We start from the raw sequence: 20,914 nt of genomic DNA, 5'->3' as shown, positions 1-20,914 counted from the left end.
TGTCCCGATTGTGGGGGTTTGTTAGCGGCTGGCTGGCTGTTCCTTGGCGCGCGGAAGTGGGGCGATAGCAAAGGTAACAAATGCTGGGTTTTGCTTCGGTTGCGATAGGGGTTGGTATTCAGTCGGAATAAAGTGGGGTTTCTTTTCGGCCAGATTGCAATTGTATCGGCCCAATTTGTGCTTTTGAGGTCACGGCGTCATTCAAATGTCATCGCGCTTCGGCGCCCGAGCGTACGGATTGGCGACGGCCGCCCGCCGTCAGGTTGTGACGTCATCGGCTATACCGTCAGACGCTCGCGGAGTAGGCTTTTGACATGTCGGTTTCTTCCATCGCTCCTCGCGCCGCCGTTCAGTGGCGCGCCGGAAACGCCGCTCAGGCGATTGAGCGGATCACGCCGCGCGAAGTGGCGGTTGGCCTGTCGTTCGATGGGCGTCCGCACACGGTGCTGATGGCGACGCCGGAGGACCTTCAGGACCTGGCTCTGGGCTTCGTCGTCACCGAAGGTGTCGCCCCGGCCAGCGAGGTGATGGCCATCACCCTCAAAGAAGAGGCGCAGGGCGTCCTCGTCGATTTGGCCTTCGCGCCTGGCGCCTTGGCCCGCAAGGCCCGACCGCGCAATCTTGAGGGCCGGTCCAGCTGCGGGCTGTGTGGCGTCCAGCGCCTGGCCGACGCGGTTCGGCCGCTGCCGACCGTGGGGGCGGGCGCTCGCGTCCGACATGAAGCGATTCCGCTGGCGCTTGCGTCGCTGGAGGAGCAGCAGGCCCTCGGGCGGCTGACCCGGGCGACCCATGCGGCGGCCTTCTTCACGCCAGAGGCCGAGCTTGTCCTGGTTCGCGAGGACGTGGGCCGCCACAATGCGCTGGACAAGTTGGCGGGGGCCATGGCGCGCCAAGGGATCGACGCGGGCAGCGGCTTTGTCGTCGTCACAAGCCGCTGCTCGTTCGAGATGGTGGAGAAGACCGCGCGGATGGGCTGCCCGATCCTGATCGCGGTCTCGGCGCCGACCGATCTGGCGATCGCCAAGGCGCAGGAGGCGGGCATTACGCTGGTGGCTCTGGCCCGCACCGATGGCCACGCGGTGTTCGCCGGCGGCGAGCGCTTGATTGAAACTCAGCCGGAGCCGGCCTGATGGCGAGCGAAAAGGTCCCGGGCGTTCGCCCTTACGACAAGCCGGCCGGCGGCTGGGGCGCGCTGAAGGCCGTGGCCGGCGCCTTGGCCGACCAGGAGACGGTGGTCGAGGGCGGCAAGACCTTGCTGCGCGCCAACCAGCCCGAAGGCTTCGACTGTCCCGGCTGCGCCTGGCCCGACCCCAAGCACACCTCGTCGTTCGAGTTCTGCGAGAACGGGGCCAAGGCTGTCGCCTGGGAAGCGACCAGCAAGCGCGCGACGCCCGAGGTCTTCGCTCGCCACACGGTCAGTGAACTCCTGACCTGGAGCGACCACGCGATCGAGGACCTGGGCCGGCTGACCGAGCCCATGGCCTATGACCCGAGCGACGACCGCTACAAGGCCATCACTTGGGACGAGGCTTTCGCCCGGACCGGCGCGGCGCTGAAGGCGCTGGAGCATCCAAACCAGGCGCAGTTCTACGCCTCGGGCCGAGCGTCGAACGAGGCGGCGTTCCTGTACCAGCTCCTGGGGCGTCGGTTCGGGACCAACAATTTCCCCGACTGCTCGAACATGTGCCACGAGCCGACCAGCGTCGGCCTGCCGGACTCGATCGGCCTTGGGAAAGGCTCGGTCACGCTGGAGGACTTTGACCACGCCGACTTGATCCTGTGCTTCGGGCACAATCCCGGCACCAACCATCCGCGCATGATGGCGACCCTGCGCGAGGCCAGCCGGCGCGGGGCCACGATCCTGGCCTTTAATCCGCTGCGCGAGCGGGCGCTGGAGAAGTTCGCCTCGCCGCAGGACCCGGTCGAGATGGCGACCCTGTCTTCGACCCCGATCGCCTCGGCCTATTACCAGCTGACCATCGGCGGCGACGCCCTGTTGGTGCAGGGGATGATGAAGGCGATCCTGGCGCTGGAAGCGTGTGAGGGCGGGGTGCTGGATCGTGACTTCATCGCCTCGCACACGACCGGGTTCGACGCCCTGGCCGCGCATCTCGAGGCGCTGGACTGGGCGGCTATCGAGGCTGGCTGCGGCCTGCCGCGCGCCAGGATCGAGGAGGCGGCGGCGACCTACGCCAAGGCCAAGGCGACGATCCTTTGCTACGGCATGGGCCTGACCCAGCACCGTGACAGCTCCCAGACGGTGCAGCAGCTGGTCAACCTGCTGCTGCTCAAGGGCAATATCGGACGATCGGGCGCGGGCGTCTGCCCGCTGCGCGGCCACTCGAACGTCCAGGGGGCGCGGACGGTCGGAGTCTGGGAAAAGCCGACCACGGCGCTGCTGGATTCGCTCCGCGACGTCTTCGGCTTCGAGCCGCCGCGCGCACACGGCCACACGGTGATCGAAGCGATCGCGGCGATGGAGCAGGGCACGGCCAAGGTGTTCGTTGGCCTGGGGGGCAACTTCGCCGTCGCCGCGCCGGATCCGGTGCGGACCTTCGCGGCGATGCGAAAGCTGGACTTGGCCGTGCACGTCGCCACCAAGCCAAACCGTACGCACCTTCTGGTCGGTAGGGCGGCGCTGCTGCTGCCTTGCCTGGGCCGGACGGAGCTGGACGTGCGGGCAGGCGTGCGTCAGTCGGTGACGGTCGAGGACTCCATGTCGATGGTCCACGCCTCGCGCGGCCTCAATCCGCCAGCGTCCGAGCACTTGTTGTCCGAGCCCGCCATTGTCGCCGGGATCGGCAGGGTGACGTTCGGCGAGGATCCATTGATCGACTGGCCGGGCCTGGCTGACGACTATGACGCCATTCGCGACCTGATCGCCCGCGTCTTTCCGGCCGCCTTCGAGGGATACAATGAGAAGGTCCGTGTCCCGGGCGGCTTCCGCCTGCCGGTCGGGCCATCTGACCGGGTGTGGAAGACTGCGAGCGGCAAGGCCAACTTCCTGGTCTTCGACCCCAAGGCTGGCGACCCGCGACGGGGCGATCCGGACGTGCTGATCCTGACCACCCTGCGCAGCCACGACCAGTACAATACGACGATCTATGGGAATAACGACCGATACCGCGGGGTGTTTGGTCGACGCGACGTGGTTTTCGCCAATCCCGAGGACATGGCGCGCATGGGCCTCGCCGAAGGCGACCTGATCGACATTGGCGCGGCTTTCGATGAGAGCGGAGAGCGCGTGGCGCGGGCGTTCACCGTGGTGGCGCGCGACATTCCGCCTGGCTGCCTGGCGGCCTACTATCCCGAGACCAATGTGGTGATCGCGCTGGACGACCATGACCAACGCTCCGGTACGCCGGCCTATAAGTCAGCACCGGTGCGCTTGCGAAGACACCAGGCCGACTGGCTTTCCATGACACCCAGGTCATGACCGCGAATTAAGTCGTGGTCTGGAGGAAGCATCGCTAGCTTGCCCCCATCGAGATACTCGCATCCGATGGGGAGCTTACCGATGCGCGCTATGACCACTCTGGCCGTTCTGGCCGCCGCCGTTTCCGCTGCTGGCGTCGTGCAGGCCGCGCCGTCCGTGAAGATCAAGGACGCCGTCGCCCGCGTCGTGATCATTCCGGAGAACCGGTCCGACATTAAGGTCGAGTTCCTGACCACCAACGCCAGCCTGCCTCTGACCCTGAGGACCGATGGCGCTGACGTGGTTGTCGACGGCGGTCTGCGGATGAACCGGATCAACGGCTGCAACAACAGCAAGGGCAAGGCTTCGGTCAGGGTGCGCGGCGTGGGCGAGGTGGCCTATGACAACATTCCGCAAGTCGCCATCCGTACGCCGCTGAACGTCAAGGTCGGCGCCGCCGGCGCCGTGTTCGGCGACATAGGCCGCTCCGACAGCGTCGAGCTGGGCAACGCCGGCTGCGGCAATTGGACGGTCGCCAACACCAAGGGAAAGCTGGAGGTCAGCCAGGCCGGCTCCGGTGACACCCGGACGGGATCGGCGGGTTCAGCCGAAATCAGCATCGCGGGATCAGGCAGCGTGAACACCCAGGCGATCGCTGGCGATCTGGAGGCTAGCATCGCGGGTTCGGGCGACATCCGAGCCGCGAGCATTTCGGGCAAGCTTGAGGGCAACATTGCCGGCTCCGGCGACATCTCCGTGGCGGGGGGCGCAGCCGGGCCATCGACGTCAGCGTGATGGGCTCGGGCGACGTGACTTTCAATGGCGAGGCCGACGCGGTCGATGTCAGCGTGATGGGCTCGGGCGACGTCAAGATCGCCAAGGTCAATGGCCCGGTGAAGAAGCACGTGGCCGGCTCCGGCGACGTGATCATCGGCCAATAGGGCGCGTCACGCACACATATATATAAGAGTGAAGGCCCCGGGATCGCTCCCGGGGCCTTCTTCATGTCCGGACCTTGGTCCAGCGGCCGCTTAGCGGACGCCGAAGCCGAACAGGTCGCCGGCCGAGATCAGGTCGGCGCCAGCGCGGTCGCGGTCCTTCAGGCTGCCGCCGAAGGTGTAGCGCAGGCCCACCTTGATGGCGTCGGCGTTCAGGTCGGCCAGGTCGTCGGATTCGCTGTGGGTGTACTTGGCGAAGGTCGACCAGCCGGTGTTGGCGAACTTGTACTCACCACCGACGTTCACGTCCCACAGGTCCGCGTTGGTGTTGGTGTCGATGCGCGACCAGGCCGCGCCGGCGTCCAGGCGGAAGTTGTCCGTCACGAAGTAACGGGCGTCGCCGCGCACGGTATACAGATCGGCGTCCAGGTCGTTCGACTGGCCGTAGGCCGCGACGCCCGACAGGGTCACGTTCGACAGGTACTTGTGAGCTTCGCCGCCGACAGCCCAAACCGTGTCGTTGGCCGGGCGGGAGAGGGCGGTGAAGCCGCCGACGCGCCAGCTGTCACCGATCTTGGTGGTCAGGTGGGCGGCGCCCGAGGCGATGGTGTCGTCCGACAGGTCGTTGTCCGAGATCGAGACGTCGCCATTGGCGGTCACGGTCCAGGCGCCTTGCAGCGGGATCGCGACCGAGCCGTCGATCACGGCCGACGAGCCGTGGCCGCCGCCGAGCTTGGTGTTGATGTCGGTGTAGTTCACGGCCGCGCCGACCGAACCCACGTTCTGGGCGAAGGCCGGGGCCGAGACGGCGGCGGCGATCAGGGCGGCGGTGGCGAAGAGCTTGGTATGCATTGGGTCTATCCCCTTGGGTACTGTGGCTCCTCCGGCTGGCGGGGCGGTCGTTGTTAGGGGGAGGGGCCGCCCAGTCCGCCGGGGAGGAGCGGCATCTATGGAGGTTTGGGTGCTCGCTCAAGGTCCGCGGCGACGCTTCAAGCATGAATAATGCAATTTTGTGACACTTGCGGAGATGGGAATTTCCACTACGCGCAAGCGTGCGCACGTTCATTCTTCGCTTTGACCTAAATGTGTTAAAAGCCGACCGGCGTTATGTTTGTCAGCCTCTTGCGCGAGAGGTGCCGGGCGCCTATTCAGAACCCGCCCGACGACTCGAGTCCTTGCGGACGAGACGAACCGGACAGAGCGCTTGACGAAACCGATTCTGGAACGTACAAGCGCGCCTCTGTTGGACCGGCTGTGAGCTCTAGGGCTCAAACGCGGTTCGCGAGACGCCCGGACATAGCGCCGCAATCCTCTTTCGAGAGGGGCGCAATATCTGGACAACCACCCCGGCGGGACACCGCAGGGGTATTTTGTTTTGCGGACGCTGCGTACGAGCTCTCTCGGGAGTTCGAGTTGGTCTTTGAAATGGTTCGAGACGCGGGCGCAGCCCACTAGGAAACCGAGCGATATGGATCGTCAGAACATCCGCATCCGGCTCAAGGCCTTCGATCACCGCGTGTTGGATCATTCCACGCGCGAGATCGTCAATACGGCCAAGCGCACGGGCGCGACGGTGCGGGGCCCCATCCCCCTGCCCACGCTTATCGAGAAATTCACCGTCAACCGTTCGCCGCACGTCGACAAGAAGTCGCGCGAGCAGTTCGAGATCCGTACGCACAAGCGCGTTCTCGACATCGTTGACCCGACTCCGCAGACCGTGGACGCGCTGATGAAGCTCGACCTGTCGGCCGGCGTTGACGTCGAAATCAAGCTGTAAGGAGGGCCCGCTTATGACTCTCCCCACCCAACGCACCGGCGTTCTCGCCAAGAAGCTCGGCATGACCCGCTTCTTCGACGAGGCAGGTCAGCACGTGCCGGTCACCGTCCTGTCGCTCGATGGTTGCCAGGTCACGGGCGTGCGCACCGTTGAGAAGGACGGCTACACCGCCCTGCAACTCGGCGCTGGCGCCAAGAAGGCCAAGAACACCTCCAAGGCCCTGCGCGGCCACTTCGCGAAGGCGGCCGTTGAGCCGAAGCGCGTCGTCGCCGAATTCCGCGTCGAAGAGAACGCCCTGATCGAAGTCGGCGCCGAACTGACGGCCGACCACTTCGTTGCCGGCCAGAAGGTCGACATTCAAGGCGTGACTGTCGGTAAGGGTTTCGCCGGCGCCATGAAGCGCTGGAACTTCGGCGGTCTGCGCGCCACCCACGGTGTTTCGGTCTCGCACCGTTCGCACGGTTCGACCGGTAACCGCCAGGATCCGGGCCGTACGTTCCCGGGCAAGAAGATGGCTGGTCACCTGGGTCAAGAAACCGTCACCACTCTCAACGTCACCGTCTGGAAGGTTGACGTCGAGCGCGGCCTGATCCTGGTCAAGGGCGCTGTCCCGGGCCACGAAGGCAGCTACGTGAAGGTTCGTGACGCCGTGAAGAAGGCTCTGCCGGCTGACGCTCCGCGTCCGGGCGCCTTCCGCAAGGCTGGCGAGGCTCCGGCTGCTGCTGAAACCCCCGCTGAAGAGGCCCCCGCGGCTGCGACCGAAGAGGGCGAAGGCTAATGAAACTCGACGTCATCAAACTGGACGGCGGCAAGGCCGGTTCCGTTGATCTCGACGACGCCATCTTCGGCATCGACGACATCCGCGGCGACATCCTGCAGCGCGTCGTGACCTGGCAGCTGGCCAAGCGCCGCTCGGGTAACCACAAGATTCAGGTTCGTAACGAGGTCTCTCGTACGAGCAAGAAGATGTACAAGCAGAAGGGCACCGGCGGCGCCCGTCACGGCTCGCGCCGTGCGGCCCAGTTCGTCGGCGGCGCCAAGGCCCACGGTCCCGTGGTCCGCAGCCACGCCTTCGACCTGCCCAAGAAGATCCGCGCCCTGGCCCTGAAGCACGCTCTGTCGTCTAAGGCCAAGTCGGGCTCGCTGGTCGTCCTGGACAGCGCCGTTCTGACGGATCCGAAGACGGCCGCTCTGCGCGCCAACTTCGACAAGATCGGTCTGAAGAACGCCCTGGTCATCGCCGGCCCGGAAGTGGACGCGAACTTCAAGCTCGCCGCCCGCAACATCCCGAACGTGGATGTCCTGCCGAACGCCGGCCTGAACGTCTACGACGTGCTGCGTCGCCAAACCCTCGTCCTGACCAAGGACGCGGTCGAAGCGATCTCGGCGCGTTTCGCTGAGAAGGAAGCCGCCTAATGGCCGCCACCGCTCGCCACTACGACACGATCCTGTCGCCGGTGATCACCGAAAAGACGACCCTGCTCAGCGAGCAGAACAAGGTTGTCTTCAAGGTGGCCAACGACGCGACCAAGGACGAAATCGCCGCCGCCGTCGAAGAGCTGTTCAAGGTCAAGGTGACCAAGGTCAACACCATCGTGACCAAGGGCAAGACCAAGCGCTTCCGCGGCATCGTGGGTCGTCGCAACGACGTCAAAAAAGCGATCGTGACGCTGGCCGAAGGCCAGTCGATCGACATCACGACGGGGCTCTAATCAGATGGCCTTGAAGCAATTTAACCCGACCAGCCCCGGCCAGCGCGGCCTGGTGCTGATCGACCGCAGCGAACTTCACAAGGGCAAGCCCGAGAAGAAGCTCGTCGAAGGCCTGACCAAGTCGGGCGGTCGCGGCGGCAATGGCCGTATCGCGGTCCGTTTCCGCGGCGGCGGCGCCAAGCGCCTGTACCGTCTGGTCGACTTCAAGCGTCGCAAGCAAGGCGTGGCCACGGTCGTTCGTCTTGAGTACGATCCGAACCGCACCGCCTTCATCGCTCTGATCAAGTATCAGAGCGACGGCGAGCTGGCCTACATCCTGGCCCCGCAACGCCTCAAGGCCGGCGACGAAGTCGTCACGGCTGAAAAGGTCGACGTGAAGCCGGGCAACGCCTCGCCGCTGCGCACGCTGCCGATCGGTACGATCATCCACAACATCGAGCTGAAGCCCGCCAAGGGTGGTCAGATCGCTCGCTCGGCTGGCGCCTACGCCCAGCTGGTCGGTCGTGACGCCGGCTACGCCCAGATCCGCCTGAACTCGGGCGAGCTGCGCATGGTGCTCGATACGTGCATGGCCACCGTCGGCGCCGTTTCGAACCCCGACCATATGAACCAGAACCTCGGCAAGGCCGGTCGTTCGCGTCATATGGGCCGTCGCCCGCACGTCCGCGGTGTCGCCATGAACCCGGTCGACCACCCCCACGGTGGTGGTGAAGGCCGGACTTCGGGCGGTCGTCACCCGGTGACCCCGGCTGGTAAGCCGACCAAGGGCGCCAAGACCCGCGTCAACAAGGCCACGGACAAGTTCATCATCCGTTCGCGCCACAAAGCGAAGAAGGGCCGCTAAGCCATGACCCGCTCCGTCTGGAAAGGCCCGTTTGTCGACGGGTACCTCCTGAAGAAGGCCGACGCCGCTCTGTCGTCGGGCCGCAAGGACGTCATCAAGACCTGGTCGCGTCGCTCGACGATCATGCCGCAATTTGTCGGCCTGACCTTCGGCGTCCACAACGGCCACAAGCACGTCCCGGTCTCCGTGTCGGAAGACATGGTCGGCATGAAGTTCGGCGAGTTCGCTCCTACGCGTAACTTCCCGGGCCACGCCGCCGACAAGAAGGCCAAGAGGAAGTAATCATGGCCAAGCAAAAGCAAGCTCGCCGCCTCGACGGCGCCGAAGCGATGGCCAAGGTTCGCACCCTGCGCACCAGCGCCCGCAAGCTGAACCTGGTCGCTCAGTCCATCCGTGGCCTGAACGTCCAGCGCGCTCTCAACGAGCTCGAGTTCAGCCACAAGCGTATCGCTCAGGACGTCCGCAAGGCGCTGTACTCGGCGATCTCCAACGCCGAGAACAACCACAACCTCGACATCGACTCCCTGGTCGTCGCCGAGGCCTATGTGGGCAAGAACCTGATCATGAAGCGTTTCTCGCCCCGCGCTCGCGGTCGCGCGACGCGCGTTGAGAAGCCGTTCTCCGAGATCACGATCGTGGTCCGCGAACTGGGTGAGGCCGCCTAATGGGTCAGAAAGTCAATCCGGTCGGGCTGCGGCTCGGCGTGAACCGCACCTGGGACAGCCGTTGGTTCGCCGACGGCGCCCAGTACGGCAAGATGCTGCATCAGGACCTCGCGGTCCGCGCCGCCCTGAAGAAGCGCCTGTACCAAGCTGGTGTCTCGCGCATCATCATCGAGCGTCCGCACAAGAAGTGCCGCATCACGATCTATGCCGCCCGTCCGGGCGTCATCATCGGCAAGAAGGGCGCTGACATCGACAAGCTCCGTAAGGACCTGTCGATTCAGACTGAGGGCGAAGTCCACCTGAACATCGTCGAGATCCGCAAGCCGGAAACCGACGCTCAACTGGTGGCCGAGTCGATCGCTCAACAACTTGAGCGTCGTATCGCCTTCCGTCGCGCCATGAAGCGTTCGATCCAGTCGGCCGTGCGCCTCGGCGCCAAGGGCATCCGGATCAACGTCTCGGGTCGCCTCGGCGGCGCTGAAATCGCTCGGATGGAGTGGTACCGCGAAGGTCGCGTGCCGCTGCACACCCTGCGCGCCGACATCGACTTCGGTTTCGCCGAAGCCAAGACCACCTACGGCATCATCGGCGTGAAGACCTGGATCTTCAAAGGCGAGGTGCTGGAGCATGATCCGATGGCGCTCGACAAGCGCCTGGCCACCGAGTCCGGCCCCGCCGGCGAAGGTGGCGGCCGTGAGCGCGGCGATCGTCCCGACCGGGGCGACCGTCGTGACCGTCGCGATCGCGCCTAAGGATTAGATCGCCATGCTGTCTCCGAAGAAGACCAAATTCCGCAAGCAGTTCAAGGGCCGCATCCACGGCGCTTCGAAGGGCGGCACCCTGCTGAACTTCGGTTCGTACGGCCTGAAGGCCGTCGAGCCGGAGCGCATCACGGCTCGCCAGATCGAAGCCGCTCGTCGCGCCATCACCCGCCAGATGAAGCGTCAAGGCCGCGTCTGGATCCGTATCTTCCCGGACGTGCCGGTCACCGGCAAGCCCGCTGAAGTCCGGATGGGTAAGGGTAAGGGCGCGGTGGATTACTGGGCCGCTCGCGTGGCTCCGGGCCGCATCATGTTCGAAATCGACGGCGTGCCGGACGATATCGCGCGTGAAGCTCTCCGCCTGGGCGCCGCCAAGCTGCCGATCCGCACCCGTGTTGTCACCCGCATCGATGCGGGCGTGGCTCAGGAGGCCTGAGGCTCATGAAGATCGCTGACATCCGGGGTATGACCCCCGACCAGCTGGCCGACACGCTGATCAGCCTGAAGAAGGAGCAGTTCAACCTGCGCTTCCAGGCCGCCACGGGTCAGGTCGAAAAGACCCACCGCGTCGACGAAATCCGCAAGGATATCGCGCGGATCAAGACCGTGCTGCGCGCCAAGGCCGCGGCTTAAGGAGAACGATATGCCCAAGCGTATCCTCGAAGGGGTCGTCGTCTCCGATAAGGGCGACAAGACCGTGGTGGTGAAGGTCGAACGGACCATCGTCCACCCCGTTCTGAAGAAGATCGTGCGTCAGTCCAAAAAGTACCACGCGCACGACGAAGCCAACGCGTACAAGGCCGGTGAAGCTATCCGCATCATCGAGTGCGCTCCGAAGTCCAAGCTGAAGACCTGGGAAGCACTTCCCAAGGCTTCGGCTTAATCTGGAAGGTTTAGACCATGATCCAGATGCAAACTAACCTGGAAGTCGCTGACAATTCTGGCGCTCGCCGGGTCATGTGCATCAAGGTGTTGGGCGGTGCAGGCCGTCGCTACGCCAGCGTGGGCGACGTCATCGTCGTCTCCGTCAAGGAAGCCATTCCGCGCGGTCGCGTGAAGAAGGGTGACGTGCTTCGCGCCGTCGTCGTTCGGGTGAATCAAAATCTGAAGCGCAAGGATGGCTCGGTCATCCGCTTCGATAAGAACGCCGCAGTGATCGTGAACAAGCAGAGCGAGCCGGTCGGCACGCGGATCTTCGGCCCGGTTCCTCGTGAACTGCGCGCCAAGAACCACATGAAGATCATCTCCCTCGCTCCGGAGGTGCTGTAATGGCCGCTAAGATCAAGAAGGGCGACCGCGTCGTCGTTCTGGCTGGCAAGGATAAGGGCAAGCAAGGCTCGGTCCTGCAAGTCCTGCCCAAGGACAGCCGCGTTGTCGTGGAAGGCGTGAACATGGTTTCGCGTCACACCAAGGCGACTCAAGCCGACCCGCAAGGCGGCATCAAGCACAAGGAAGCCGCGCTGCACGTCTCGAACGTCGCTGTCGTGGACTCCAACGGCAAGCCCACCCGCGTCGGCTTCAAGATCGAAGGCGACAAGAAGGTGCGCGTCGCCAAGACGACCGGCGAGGTGATCAATGGCTGATCAAGCTTACGAGCCCCGGCTGAAGACCGTTTATCGCGAGCGCATCCGCGCTGCGATGAAGGAGCAGTTCGGCTACACTAACGAGATGCAGATCCCCAAGCTGGACAAGATCGTCCTGAACATGGGTATCGGCGAGGCCGTGGCCGACTCCAAGAAGGCCCAGACCGCTCTGAAGGACCTGCAGGCGATCGCCGGCCAAAAGCCCGTCGCCACCAAGGCCCGCAAGTCCATCGCCGGCTTCAAGCTGCGCGAAGGCATGGTGGTCGGCGCCAAGGTCACGCTCCGCAAGGACCGGATGTACGAGTTCCTTGACCGCCTGGTCACGATCGCGCTGCCGCGCGTGAAGGACTTCCGCGGCCTGAACGGCAAGAGCTTCGACGGCCGTGGCAACTACGCCATGGGCCTGAAGGAGCACCTGGTGTTCCCGGAAATCAACTATGACCAGATCGAACAAATCTGGGGCATGGACATCATCGTGTGCACCACTGCGAACTCCGACCAGGAAGCCAAGGCTCTCCTGAAGGAATTCCAGTTCCCGTTCGTCAACTAAGAGAGCGGGAAGGGAAAACAAACCATGGCCAAGAAAAGCGCCGTCAACCGCAACGAAGCCGTCAAGGCCCTCGTCAAGAAGTTCGCCGAAAAGCGCGCCGCGCTGAAGGCGATCGCCAACAACGAAAGCCTGCCGCTCGAGGAACGCTTCGAAGCTCGCCTCAAGCTCGCCAAGCTGCCGCGTAACAGCGCCGCGATCCGCATCCGCAATCGCTGCGAAGTCACCGGCCGTCCGCGCGCCTATTACCGCAAGCTGAAGATGAGCCGTATTGCTCTCCGCGAACTGGGTTCGCAGGGGCAGATCCCCGGCCTCGTCAAGTCGAGCTGGTAAGGACGATCAGATGTCGATGAACGATCCCCTGAGCGATATGATCGCTCGCATCAAGAACGCCGCCACGCGCAAGCGCTCGAAGGTGTCGACGCCGGCTTCCAAGCTGCGCGCTCGCGTCCTGGACGTGCTGGCCGACGAAGGCTACATCCGCGGCTACTCGCTGGTCGAGAAGCCCGGTGCGTTCCCCGAATTCGAGATCGAGCTCAAGTACTTCGACGGTGAGCCCGTGATCGCCGAGATCAGCCGCGTGTCCAAGCCTGGCCGTCGCGTCTATTCGTCGATCAAGGACCTGAAGCCGATCAAGAACGGCCTGGGCATCTCGATCCTTTCGACGCCGAAGGGCGTCATGTCGGACACCGCCGCACGCGACGCTAACGTCGGTGGCGAAGTCCTCTGCCGCGTCTACTAGGCGCGGGAGGGAAAGAGCATGTCACGTATCGGTAAGAAAGCCGTCGTCATCCCCGCGAACGTCACCCTGACGCTCTCGGGCCAGACGGTCACGGTGAAGGGCCCCAAGGGTCAACTCTCGTGGACGATCGCCGACGAAGTCGAGCTGAAGCAAGAGGGCAATGAGCTCTCGCTGACGCCGCGCGTCGACACGAAGCGCGCCAAGGGCATGTGGGGTCTGTCCCGCACGCTGGTGGCCAACATGGTGCACGGTGTGACCACCGGCTTCGAGGAAAGCCTCGAACTGGTCGGCGTCGGTTACCGCGCGGCCATGAAGGGCACTGCCCTCAGCCTCCAACTCGGTTTCAGCCACGATGTGGACGTTGCGGCCCCGGCCGGCATCACGTTCGCCACTCCGAAGCAAACCGAAATCAAGATCGCCGGCATTGATAAGCAGGCGGTTGGTGAGATTGCCGCGAAGATCCGCCGCATTCGTCCGCCGGAGCCCTACAAGGGCAAGGGCGTGCGTTATGCTGGCGAGACCGTTCGCCGCAAGGAAGGCAAGAAGAAGTAAGCCATGGCGCTCTCTCCTCGTGAAACGGCGGCCAAGCGCGCTCAGCGCGTTCGCACCCGCCTCAAGAGCCTCGCCAACGGTCGTCCGCGTTTGTCGGTCTTCCGTTCGTCGAAGAACATCTACGCCCAGGTCATCGATGATGAACGCGGCGTGACCCTGGCGTCGGCTTCCACTCTGGAAGCCGAAGGCAAGGGCGCGGACAAGGATGCCGCTGCCGCTGTGGGCAAGCTCGTCGCCGAGCGCGCCATCGAAAAGGGCGTCAAGGACGTCGTTTTCGACCGTGGTGGTTACATCTTCCACGGCCGGGTGAAAGCCCTGGCTGACGCCGCGCGCGAAGCCGGCCTGAACTTCTAAGGGAACGAAAATGGCTCGTGGTGAACAACAGCGCGGTGAAGGCGGTCAACGCCGGGACCGTCGCGACCGCAACGCCCCCGAAGAGCGGGTCGACAGCGACATCGTCGAAAAGCTCGTCCACATCAACCGCGTCGCCGCCACCGTGAAGGGTGGTCGTCGCTTCAGCTTCGCTGCTCTGATGGTCGTTGGTGACCAAAAGGGCCGCGTCGGCTTCGGTCATGGTAAGGCGCGTGAAGTGCCGGAAGCCATCCGCAAGGCGACCGAAGAAGCCAAGAAGACGATGATCCGCGTTCCGCTGCGCGAATCCCGCACCCTGCACCACGACGGCGCTGGCCGTTGGGGCGCTGGCAAGGTGATGATGCGCGCGGCGCCTCCCGGCACCGGCGTCATCGCCGGCGGTCCGATGCGCGCGGTTCTCGAAACCCTGGGCGTCCAGGACGTCGTGGCCAAGTCGACGGGTTCCTCGAACCCGTACAACATGGTGCGCGCTACGTTCGAAGCCCTGAAGGTGCAGTCGTCGCCCCGCCAGATCGCCGCCAAGCGCGGCAAGAAGGTTGGCGACATCCTCGGCCGTCGCGCCGACGGCGCTTCGGCGCCGGAAGCCATCGAGGGCTAAGTCATGGCTGAAGCTAAGCAAGTCACGGTGCGCCAAACCGGCAGCCCGATCCGTCGTGAAAAGGACCAGCGCGCCACGCTCGCCGGTCTGGGTCTGAACAAGCTGGGCCGCGTGTCCACGCTGGAAGACACCCCGTCGGTCCGCGGCATGATCCGCAAGGTCGCGCACCTGCTGGAAATCGTCGAGTAGTCCGCTACAAGACGCGAAATACGCCACCCCGGTGAAAGCCGGGGTGGTTTTCGTTTGAAATCCCTATTTGATTTTTCGGTCGATTTAGGGTTTTAAGCGCGCTCTGTTTTCAAAAGCCGAGTCCAGCCGCTGGCTGGGCGCAGATCTCCAAGGAGAGGCACATATGACCAAGCTGAACGAACTGGCTCCCCGCGAAGGCTCGACCAAGGGCCGCATGCGCGTTGGCCGTGGCCCAGGTTCGGGCAAGGGCAAGACCGCCGGTCGCGGTGTGAAGGGCCAGAAGGCGCGCTCGGGCGTCGCCATCAACGGCTTCGAAGGCGGTCAAATGCCGCTGCACATGCGTATGCCGAAGCGCGGCTTCAACAACCCCTTCCGCCTGGAGTTCGCTGAAGTGAACCTGTGGCGCCTGGAGCAGGCCGTCGCCGCTGGCAAGATCAAGAAGGGCGCTGAGCTGGGCGCTGCTGAGCTGGTCGCCGCTGGCGTCATCCGTCGTGAACTGGACGGCGTGAAGCTGCTGGGCAAGGGCGAGATCAAGACCGCCCTGAAGCTGACCGTCTATTCGGCCACCGAAGCCGCCATCAAGGCCGTCGAGGCCGCCGGCGGTTCGGTCACCGTGACCAAGAAGGCCAAGGCGCAAGCCGAAGCCTAACCGATAAAACTGTCATCCCGGGCGAAGCGCAGCGAAGACCCGGGACCACGACAGGCGCCAGCGCTTCCGGCGGTCCCGGATGATCGCTTCGCGCTCTCCGGGATGACAGTTGTTTTTGAGGCTCGCCGTGACATCACGGCGGGCCTCACCTATTTGTGGCGCTCTCCTCGGATCAGCCTGGTCCGGGAAACCTAATTTCAGAGCGCGGTCGCCGCCGAAGCGGTATCTGCTTTCGGTTATCGCGCTCCTGAGTCGTGGGGATCTGTATGGCCTCGGCCGCCGAACAACTCGCAGCCAACATGAATTTCGCGTCGTTCCAGAAGGCGAGCGAACTTCACAAGCGTATCTGGTTCACGATCATCGCCCTGATCGTCTATCGCCTGGGCTCTTACGTTCCGATCCCCGGCATCGACGTCAACGCCTTCGCTCAGTTGTTCAATAACAACTCCGAAGGCATCCTGGGCATGTTCAACATGTTCTCGGGCGGCGCCGTCGAGCGGATGGCGATCTTCTCGCTGAACGTGATGCCCTACATCAGCGCCTCGATCATCGTGCAGCTGATGGGCACGGTCTATCCGCCGTGGGAGAAGCTGAAGAAGGAAGGCGGGGAGGCGGGCCGTAAGACCCTCAACCAGTACACCCGCTATCTGGCCGTGATCCTGGCCGTCGTCCAATCGGCGTCGATCGCCATGGGCCTGGCGGCCCAGCCGGGCGTGGTCGTCGAGGGCATTGGACAGGTCTTCTTTGTCATTTCGACCATCGTGGCCCTGACCGGCGGCACCATGTTCCTGATGTGGCTGGGCGAGCAGATCACCAGCCGGGGCGTCGGCAACGGCGTCAGCCTGATCATCTTTGCCGGTATCGTCGCCCGTCTGCCGATCGTGCTGGGCCAGATGCTGGTCCAGGGTCAGACCTCGGGCAACTATACGCCGCTGTTCCTGATCGTGGTCGGCTGCGTGGCCGCCATCCTGGCCATCGTCTTCATGGAGCGTTCGCAGCGCCGCCTGCTGGTCCACTATCCCAAGCGCCAGCAGGGCAACCGCATGATCGGCGGCGAAAGCTCGTTCATGCCGCTGAAGATCAACACTGCGGGCGTCATCCCGCCGATCTTCGCCTCCAGCCTGTTGCTGCTGCCGACCACGGCCATGCAGTTCGTGCAGACCACCAACCTGCCGGAATGGGCCTCGTGGCTGCCGAGCGTGGTGGCTGCGTTGCAGCACGGTCACCCGGCGTTCCTGATCTTCTACGCTCTGCTGATTATCTTCTTCTCGTTCTTCTACACGTCTGTGGTGTTCAATCCCGACGAGACGGCCGAGAACCTGCGCAAGTACGGCGGCTTCCTGCCGGGCATCCGGCCGGGCAAGCGCACCGCCGAGTACCTGGACTATGTGCTGACCCGCCTGACGGTGATCGGCGCGGCCTATATCACGGCGGTCTGCGTGGCGCCTGAGCTGGCGATGATGGCGATCCAGTCGAACCAGTTCGCCCTGGGCGGCACTTCGATCCTGATCGTCGTGACGGTGACCATGGACACCGTGGCGCAGATCCAGTCGCACCTTCTGGCCCACCAGTACGAGGGCCTCATCAAGAAGTCGAAGCTGCGCGGCGGCCGCGGCCGCTAGATACGGCTTCACTTTAAATACAAGCGTCGGAAGCCGGTTTGTCACAAAACCGGCTTCCGTTTTTATTGCCGGGGCTCTAGGTCTGCTCCGGGAGATAGCCGGGCGCAGACTCGGTGACGCGCGAAGGGGCTTTCATGAACTTGATCCTGTTCGGTCCGCCAGCGGCGGGGAAGGGCACCCAGGCCAAGCGCCTGGTCAGCGAGCGCGGCATGGTCCAGCTCTCGACCGGCGACATGCTGCGGGCCGCCATCGCCTCGGGCTCTGAGCTGGGCCAGCGCGTCAAGGGCGTGCTGGATCGCGGCGAGCTGGTCACCGACGAGATCGTCATCGCGCTGATCGAAGAGCGTCTGCCCGAGGCCGAGGCGGCCGGCGGCGCGATCTTCGACGGTTTCCCGCGTACGGTCGCCCAGGCCGAGGCTCTGGATAAAATCCTGGCCAGCCGCGGTCAGAAGATCGACGTGGTTCTCCGACTCAAGGTAGACGAGCCAGCCCTGATCGAACGGATCAAGAAACGGTTCGAAGAACAGGGACGGCCTGACGACAATCCGGAAGTCTTCGTGACTCGCCTGGCCGCCTACAACGCCCAGACCGCGCCGCTTCTGCCGTACTACCAAGGGCAGGGGAAGCTGAAGGAACTGGACGGGATGGGTTCGGTCGAAGCCGTGGCCTCCTCCATCGACGCCGCTCTCTCGGGAGAGGCTTAGAGCCTGTCTGATTTAGATGAATCCATCTAAATCAGATGAACAGGCTCTAACTGATACATTTAGAGCGCGTTCGGGCGGTTTAACCGCTCACACTTAAACCTAACGCGCTCTAAGAAAGCCCGAATTCACTGGACGTCCGGTGGATTCAGTTGTTGACGGAAGCGAAACGATCCCTATAACGGGGCGCTTCCGCGAAAGGGCGCGATCCGTGCGCGCCGGTCTTGGTCTTCTGGATCGAGCCGGGCGCGCCGTTCGCGTCTTTAGTGCGTGACTAGGAGAACATTAGACGTGGCCCGTATCGCAGGCGTCAACATCCCGACGAACAAGCGCGTGTTGATCGCGCTTCAGTACATTCACGGCATCGGCCAACGGTCTGCGCGTGAGATCATCACGAAGGTGGGCATCGAGGATGCGCGTCGCGTCAATCAATTGACCGACGCCGAGGTCCTGGCGATCCGCGAAACGATCGACCGCGACTACACCGTCGAGGGCGACCTGCGTCGTGAGAACTCGATGAACATCAAGCGCCTGATGGACCTGGCCTGCTATCGCGGCCTGCGTCACCGCAAGGGCCTGCCGGTCCGCGGTCAGCGCACCCACACGAACGCTCGTACCCGCAAGGGTCCGGCCAAGCCGATCGCCGGCAAGAAGAAATAAGGTAGCCTGACCGATGGCCAAGGAACCGGGTCGCGTTAAAAAGCGCGAACGCAAGAACATCACCTCGGGCGTGGCGCACGTGAACGCCTCGTTCAACAACACCATGATCACCATCACCGATGCTCAGGGCAACACGATCTCGTGGTCCTCGGCTGGCATGATGGGGTTCAAGGGCTCGCGCAAGTCGACCCCGTACGCCGCTCAGATGGCCGCCGAAGACGCGGGCAAGAAGGCTGCGGAGCACGGCGTGAAGACTCTGGAAGTCAACGTTTCGGGCCCGGGTTCCGGCCGTGAATCGGCCCTGCGCGCTCTCCAAGCCGCGGGCATGACCATCACGACCATCCGCGACGTCACGCCGATCCCGCACAACGGCTGCCGTCCGCCTAAGCGTCGTCGCGTCTAGTACTTTTTAGACCACAATCTTCCTTCGCCGGCTGCGCAAAACGCGGCCGGCGAGCCGCGTTCAAGGGACCGACCACGTGATCGAAAGAAACTGGAACGAGCTGATCCGTCCTGAGAAGCCGCAGATCGAAACCGGGGCCGACGCCAGCCGCAAGGCTCGCATCGTCGCTGAACCGCTGGAGCGCGGTTTCGGTGTGACGCTCGGCAACGCCCTGCGTCGCGTTCTTCTCTCGTCGCTGCAAGGCGCAGCCGTCACCGCCATCCAGATTGATGGCGTGGTGCACGAATTCTCCTCGCTCGAAGGCGTCCGTGAAGACGTCGTCGACATCGTTCTGAATATCAAGCAACTGGCCGTGCGCATGCACGCCGAAGGCCCCAAGCGCATGACCCTGCGCGCCACGGGCCCCGGACCGGTCACCGCCGGCCAGATCGAAACCCCGGCCGACATCGAGATCCTGAACCCCGACCACGTGCTCTGCACGCTGGACGACGGCGCCTCGGTGCGGATGGAGTTCACGGTCAACAACGGCAAGGGCTATGTCCCGGCCGACCGTAACCGTCCGGAAGACGCGCCCATCGGCCTGATCGCCGTCGACGCCCTGTACTCGCCGGTCAAGCGCGTCGCCTATCGCGTCGAGCCGACCCGTCAAGGCCAGTCGCTGGACTACGACAAGCTGGTTCTGGAAGTGGAAACCAACGGCGCCGTCACTCCGGTGGACGCCGTGGCCTACGCCGCCCGGATCCTGCAGGACCAACTGCAGATCTTCATCACCTTCGAGGAACCGAAGGCCAAGTCGGCCGACGAATCCAAGCCGGAACTGCCGTTCAACCCGGCCCTGCTGAAGAAGGTCGACGAGCTGGAACTGTCGGTCCGTTCGGCCAACTGCCTGAAGAACGACAACATCGTCTACATCGGCGACCTGATCCAGAAGACCGAAGCCGAGATGCTCCGCACCCCGAACTTCGGCCGCAAGTCGCTGAACGAGATCAAGGAAGTGCTCGCCGGCATGGGTCTGCACCTCGGCATGGACGTGCCGAACTGGCCGCCGGAGAACATCGAAGACCTGGCCAAGAAGTTCGAAGACCAAATCTAAGAACCTCAAAGCCATTCGCGCTTAATCCGAGCCGCTTCTCCTCTCTTCGGAAAGGGAAGGCGGCTTGGGCCTTTTGAAGCCGCATTGCGGTGGAGGGCCCCGGCGCTTCGCTCTGACCCGGTCGGGAAAGACCAGGATTGGTGACAATCAGGCGCTCACTGGTTTTGCGCCGTTCGGGCTGATCGCCCAGGAGATACAAAATGCGTCACGGTAAGGCTCACCGTAAACTCGGCCGCACCTCGGCTCACCGCACCGCCATGTTCGCCAACATGTCGGCCAGCTTGATCAAGCACGAGCAGATCGTCACCACCCTGCCCAAGGCCAAGGAACTGCGTCCGATCGTCGAAAAGCTGGTCACCCTGGCCAAGCGCGGCGACCTGCACGCCCGTCGTCAGGCCATCAGCTCGGTTCGCGACGTCGAACAAGTCGGCAAGCTCTTCGCGGTCCTCGGCCCGCGTTACAAGGACCGTCAGGGCGGCTACATCCGCGTCCTGAAGGCCGGCTTCCGCTACGGCGACAACGCCCCGCTGGCCGTCATCGAGTTCGTCGACCGCGACGTCTCGGAAAAGGGCAAGGACTCGGGTCCGGTCTACACGAACGAAGCCGAAGACTAAGATTTTCAGCTTAGGCTGAACAAGAAGGCCCCGGAGCGATCCGGGGCCTTTTTCGTTTGGGGTGCTGAATGAAGCTAGGTCGGCTAACGACCCGTCGCGCCCTTCCAAATAAACCGACCTCCCCGGCGAATGCCGGGGCCCAGATTCATCCGGAGCGGCTGGGGGGACGCGACATCGCTCTGGGCTAAACGATCTAGCGTCAGTGGGTTCGATCTGGATCCCGGCATTCGCCGGGAAGGTCGGGTTTTTGGAGATGGGCGTTAGACTGGGATCGACCCTAGTTGGACGTTGGAGCGCCCCCTCCGTCACGTCGCCTATCGGTGCCGCGCCACCTCCCCCGTTTCACGGGTGAGGAGGAGGCCACACCCTCCTGCCCCGCTTGCGGGGGAGGTGGATCGCTGCGGATACGCAGCGAGACGGAGGGGGCGCTTCTGAGCCAACTTCCGCTACCCACCCACAACTGACCCTTTGCAAGTC

At 64.0% G+C, this 20,914-nt stretch carries 31 protein-coding genes and 3 pseudogenes; 31 read left to right on the top strand and 3 right to left on the bottom strand.

Features of this window, described 5'->3' with window-relative positions:
* Window positions 1-314 precede the first annotated feature (314 nt).
* From fdhD to CSW59_RS01745, 3 genes and pseudogenes are all read left to right on the top strand, one after another.
* Window positions 315-1,130 carry a formate dehydrogenase accessory sulfurtransferase FdhD gene (gene fdhD / locus CSW59_RS01755; RefSeq protein ID WP_099442410.1) on the top strand — a complete coding sequence of 272 codons (816 nt, stop codon included), beginning with the start codon at window positions 315-317 and terminating at the stop codon, window positions 1,128-1,130.
* Window positions 1,130-3,436 (top strand): FdhF/YdeP family oxidoreductase, encoded by a 2,307-nt coding sequence (locus tag CSW59_RS01750; RefSeq protein WP_099442409.1) that lies wholly within the window; start codon window positions 1,130-1,132, stop codon window positions 3,434-3,436. The genes fdhD and CSW59_RS01750 overlap by 1 nt, the downstream gene beginning before the upstream one ends.
* 81 nt (window positions 3,437-3,517) lie before the next feature.
* A pseudogene (locus tag CSW59_RS01745) lies at window positions 3,518-4,356 on the top strand (GIN domain-containing protein).
* A 90-nt stretch (window positions 4,357-4,446) separates the two neighbouring features.
* Here the strand turns inward: CSW59_RS01745 and CSW59_RS01740 are convergent.
* Entirely contained in the window at window positions 4,447-5,205 is a 759-nt protein-coding gene (locus CSW59_RS01740) for a hypothetical protein (RefSeq protein ID WP_099442408.1), read from the bottom strand.
* 402 nt (window positions 5,206-5,607) lie between these two features.
* Here CSW59_RS01740 and CSW59_RS01735 point away from each other — a divergent pair, with 402 nt between their 5' ends.
* The 28 genes from CSW59_RS01735 (at window position 5,608) to rplQ (ending at window position 20,437) form a co-directional block, all read left to right on the top strand.
* Complete coding sequence (locus CSW59_RS01735; RefSeq protein ID WP_099442407.1) at window positions 5,608-5,808, top strand: hypothetical protein; 201 nt, start codon at window positions 5,608-5,610, stop codon at window positions 5,806-5,808.
* Between the two features lie 13 nt (window positions 5,809-5,821).
* Window positions 5,822-6,130: a 30S ribosomal protein S10 gene (gene rpsJ / locus CSW59_RS01730; RefSeq protein WP_004616952.1), complete on the top strand. Its 309-nt coding sequence runs from the start codon at window positions 5,822-5,824 to the stop codon at window positions 6,128-6,130.
* Between the two features lie 13 nt (window positions 6,131-6,143).
* Window positions 6,144-6,908 (top strand): 50S ribosomal protein L3, encoded by a 765-nt coding sequence (rplC, locus tag CSW59_RS01725; protein ID WP_013078646.1) that lies wholly within the window; start codon window positions 6,144-6,146, stop codon window positions 6,906-6,908.
* Window positions 6,908-7,546: a 50S ribosomal protein L4 gene (gene rplD / locus CSW59_RS01720; RefSeq protein WP_013078647.1), complete on the top strand. Its 639-nt coding sequence runs from the start codon at window positions 6,908-6,910 to the stop codon at window positions 7,544-7,546. The genes rplC and rplD overlap by 1 nt, the downstream gene beginning before the upstream one ends.
* On the top strand, window positions 7,546-7,842 hold the full coding sequence (locus CSW59_RS01715) for a 50S ribosomal protein L23 (protein ID WP_010919129.1): 297 nt from the start codon (window positions 7,546-7,548) through the stop codon (window positions 7,840-7,842). The genes rplD and CSW59_RS01715 overlap by 1 nt, the downstream gene beginning before the upstream one ends.
* Window positions 7,843-7,846: 4 nt before the next feature.
* Window positions 7,847-8,686: a 50S ribosomal protein L2 gene (gene rplB, locus CSW59_RS01710; protein WP_099442406.1), complete on the top strand. Its 840-nt coding sequence runs from the start codon at window positions 7,847-7,849 to the stop codon at window positions 8,684-8,686.
* Between the two features lie 3 nt (window positions 8,687-8,689).
* Window positions 8,690-8,968: a 30S ribosomal protein S19 gene (gene rpsS, locus CSW59_RS01705; protein WP_099442405.1), complete on the top strand. Its 279-nt coding sequence runs from the start codon at window positions 8,690-8,692 to the stop codon at window positions 8,966-8,968.
* 2 nt (window positions 8,969-8,970) lie between these two features.
* Entirely contained in the window at window positions 8,971-9,351 is a 381-nt protein-coding gene (gene rplV / locus CSW59_RS01700; RefSeq protein ID WP_013078649.1) for a 50S ribosomal protein L22, read from the top strand.
* A complete protein-coding gene (rpsC, locus tag CSW59_RS01695; RefSeq protein ID WP_099442404.1) occupies window positions 9,351-10,103 on the top strand; it encodes a 30S ribosomal protein S3 in 753 nt (250 codons plus the stop codon). Before rplV ends, rpsC begins: the two co-directional genes overlap by 1 nt.
* Window positions 10,104-10,116: 13 nt before the next feature.
* Window positions 10,117-10,548, top strand: a complete 432-nt coding sequence (gene rplP / locus CSW59_RS01690; protein ID WP_013078651.1) for a 50S ribosomal protein L16 — start codon at window positions 10,117-10,119, stop codon at window positions 10,546-10,548.
* 5 nt (window positions 10,549-10,553) lie between these two features.
* Window positions 10,554-10,745: a 50S ribosomal protein L29 gene (gene rpmC, locus CSW59_RS01685; RefSeq protein WP_099442403.1), complete on the top strand. Its 192-nt coding sequence runs from the start codon at window positions 10,554-10,556 to the stop codon at window positions 10,743-10,745.
* Between the two features lie 10 nt (window positions 10,746-10,755).
* Window positions 10,756-10,995, top strand: a complete 240-nt coding sequence (gene rpsQ, locus CSW59_RS01680) for a 30S ribosomal protein S17 (protein ID WP_013078652.1) — start codon at window positions 10,756-10,758, stop codon at window positions 10,993-10,995.
* 17 nt (window positions 10,996-11,012) lie between these two features.
* Window positions 11,013-11,381, top strand: a complete 369-nt coding sequence (rplN, locus tag CSW59_RS01675; RefSeq protein ID WP_010919137.1) for a 50S ribosomal protein L14 — start codon at window positions 11,013-11,015, stop codon at window positions 11,379-11,381.
* A complete protein-coding gene (gene rplX, locus CSW59_RS01670; protein WP_099442402.1) occupies window positions 11,381-11,695 on the top strand; it encodes a 50S ribosomal protein L24 in 315 nt (104 codons plus the stop codon). Before rplN ends, rplX begins: the two co-directional genes overlap by 1 nt.
* Complete coding sequence (rplE, locus tag CSW59_RS01665; protein WP_099442401.1) at window positions 11,688-12,245, top strand: 50S ribosomal protein L5; 558 nt, start codon at window positions 11,688-11,690, stop codon at window positions 12,243-12,245. Before rplX ends, rplE begins: the two co-directional genes overlap by 8 nt.
* A gap of 24 nt (window positions 12,246-12,269) precedes the next feature.
* Complete coding sequence (rpsN, locus tag CSW59_RS01660; RefSeq protein WP_099442400.1) at window positions 12,270-12,575, top strand: 30S ribosomal protein S14; 306 nt, start codon at window positions 12,270-12,272, stop codon at window positions 12,573-12,575.
* 10 nt (window positions 12,576-12,585) lie between these two features.
* Window positions 12,586-12,984 (top strand): 30S ribosomal protein S8, encoded by a 399-nt coding sequence (gene rpsH, locus CSW59_RS01655; RefSeq protein WP_013078656.1) that lies wholly within the window; start codon window positions 12,586-12,588, stop codon window positions 12,982-12,984.
* An 18-nt stretch (window positions 12,985-13,002) separates the two neighbouring features.
* Entirely contained in the window at window positions 13,003-13,536 is a 534-nt protein-coding gene (gene rplF, locus CSW59_RS01650) for a 50S ribosomal protein L6 (RefSeq protein ID WP_099442399.1), read from the top strand.
* 3 nt (window positions 13,537-13,539) lie between these two features.
* Window positions 13,540-13,890, top strand: a complete 351-nt coding sequence (gene rplR / locus CSW59_RS01645; RefSeq protein ID WP_099442398.1) for a 50S ribosomal protein L18 — start codon at window positions 13,540-13,542, stop codon at window positions 13,888-13,890.
* A 10-nt stretch (window positions 13,891-13,900) separates the two neighbouring features.
* A complete protein-coding gene (gene rpsE, locus CSW59_RS01640) occupies window positions 13,901-14,506 on the top strand; it encodes a 30S ribosomal protein S5 (RefSeq protein WP_010919144.1) in 606 nt (201 codons plus the stop codon).
* Window positions 14,507-14,509: 3 nt separating this feature from the next.
* The gene (rpmD, locus tag CSW59_RS01635; protein ID WP_058348448.1) at window positions 14,510-14,695 is read left to right on the top strand and encodes a 50S ribosomal protein L30; all 186 of its coding nucleotides are present in this window, start codon (window positions 14,510-14,512) and stop codon (window positions 14,693-14,695) included.
* 163 nt (window positions 14,696-14,858) lie between these two features.
* Entirely contained in the window at window positions 14,859-15,344 is a 486-nt protein-coding gene (gene rplO, locus CSW59_RS01630; protein WP_062094838.1) for a 50S ribosomal protein L15, read from the top strand.
* A 266-nt stretch (window positions 15,345-15,610) separates the two neighbouring features.
* On the top strand, window positions 15,611-16,966 hold the full coding sequence (gene secY / locus CSW59_RS01625) for a preprotein translocase subunit SecY (RefSeq protein WP_099442397.1): 1,356 nt from the start codon (window positions 15,611-15,613) through the stop codon (window positions 16,964-16,966).
* Between the two features lie 134 nt (window positions 16,967-17,100).
* The gene (locus CSW59_RS01620; RefSeq protein WP_099442396.1) at window positions 17,101-17,670 is read left to right on the top strand and encodes an adenylate kinase; all 570 of its coding nucleotides are present in this window, start codon (window positions 17,101-17,103) and stop codon (window positions 17,668-17,670) included.
* Window positions 17,671-17,958: 288 nt separating this feature from the next.
* The gene (rpsM, locus tag CSW59_RS01615) at window positions 17,959-18,327 is read left to right on the top strand and encodes a 30S ribosomal protein S13 (protein ID WP_047413133.1); all 369 of its coding nucleotides are present in this window, start codon (window positions 17,959-17,961) and stop codon (window positions 18,325-18,327) included.
* Window positions 18,328-18,340: 13 nt separating this feature from the next.
* Window positions 18,341-18,730: a 30S ribosomal protein S11 gene (rpsK, locus tag CSW59_RS01610; protein WP_004616890.1), complete on the top strand. Its 390-nt coding sequence runs from the start codon at window positions 18,341-18,343 to the stop codon at window positions 18,728-18,730.
* Window positions 18,731-18,806: 76 nt separating this feature from the next.
* The gene (locus tag CSW59_RS01605; RefSeq protein ID WP_099442395.1) at window positions 18,807-19,823 is read left to right on the top strand and encodes a DNA-directed RNA polymerase subunit alpha; all 1,017 of its coding nucleotides are present in this window, start codon (window positions 18,807-18,809) and stop codon (window positions 19,821-19,823) included.
* A 200-nt stretch (window positions 19,824-20,023) separates the two neighbouring features.
* Entirely contained in the window at window positions 20,024-20,437 is a 414-nt protein-coding gene (gene rplQ, locus CSW59_RS01600) for a 50S ribosomal protein L17 (RefSeq protein WP_066684384.1), read from the top strand.
* 114 nt (window positions 20,438-20,551) lie between these two features.
* On the opposite strand, the pseudogene CSW59_RS21710 reads toward rplQ, so the two are convergent.
* Window positions 20,552-20,679: pseudogene (locus tag CSW59_RS21710) on the bottom strand (hypothetical protein); the annotation flags it as partial.
* A gap of 72 nt (window positions 20,680-20,751) precedes the next feature.
* Window positions 20,752-20,867: pseudogene (locus CSW59_RS21090) on the bottom strand (hypothetical protein); the annotation flags it as partial.
* Window positions 20,868-20,914 lie beyond the last annotated feature (47 nt).

The sequence above is a fragment of the Caulobacter sp. BP25 genome, from assembly GCF_002737755.1.
In the GTDB taxonomy this organism is placed as follows: Bacteria; Pseudomonadota; Alphaproteobacteria; order Caulobacterales; family Caulobacteraceae; genus Caulobacter.
This window is presented reverse-complemented; position numbering and strand designations above follow the sequence as displayed.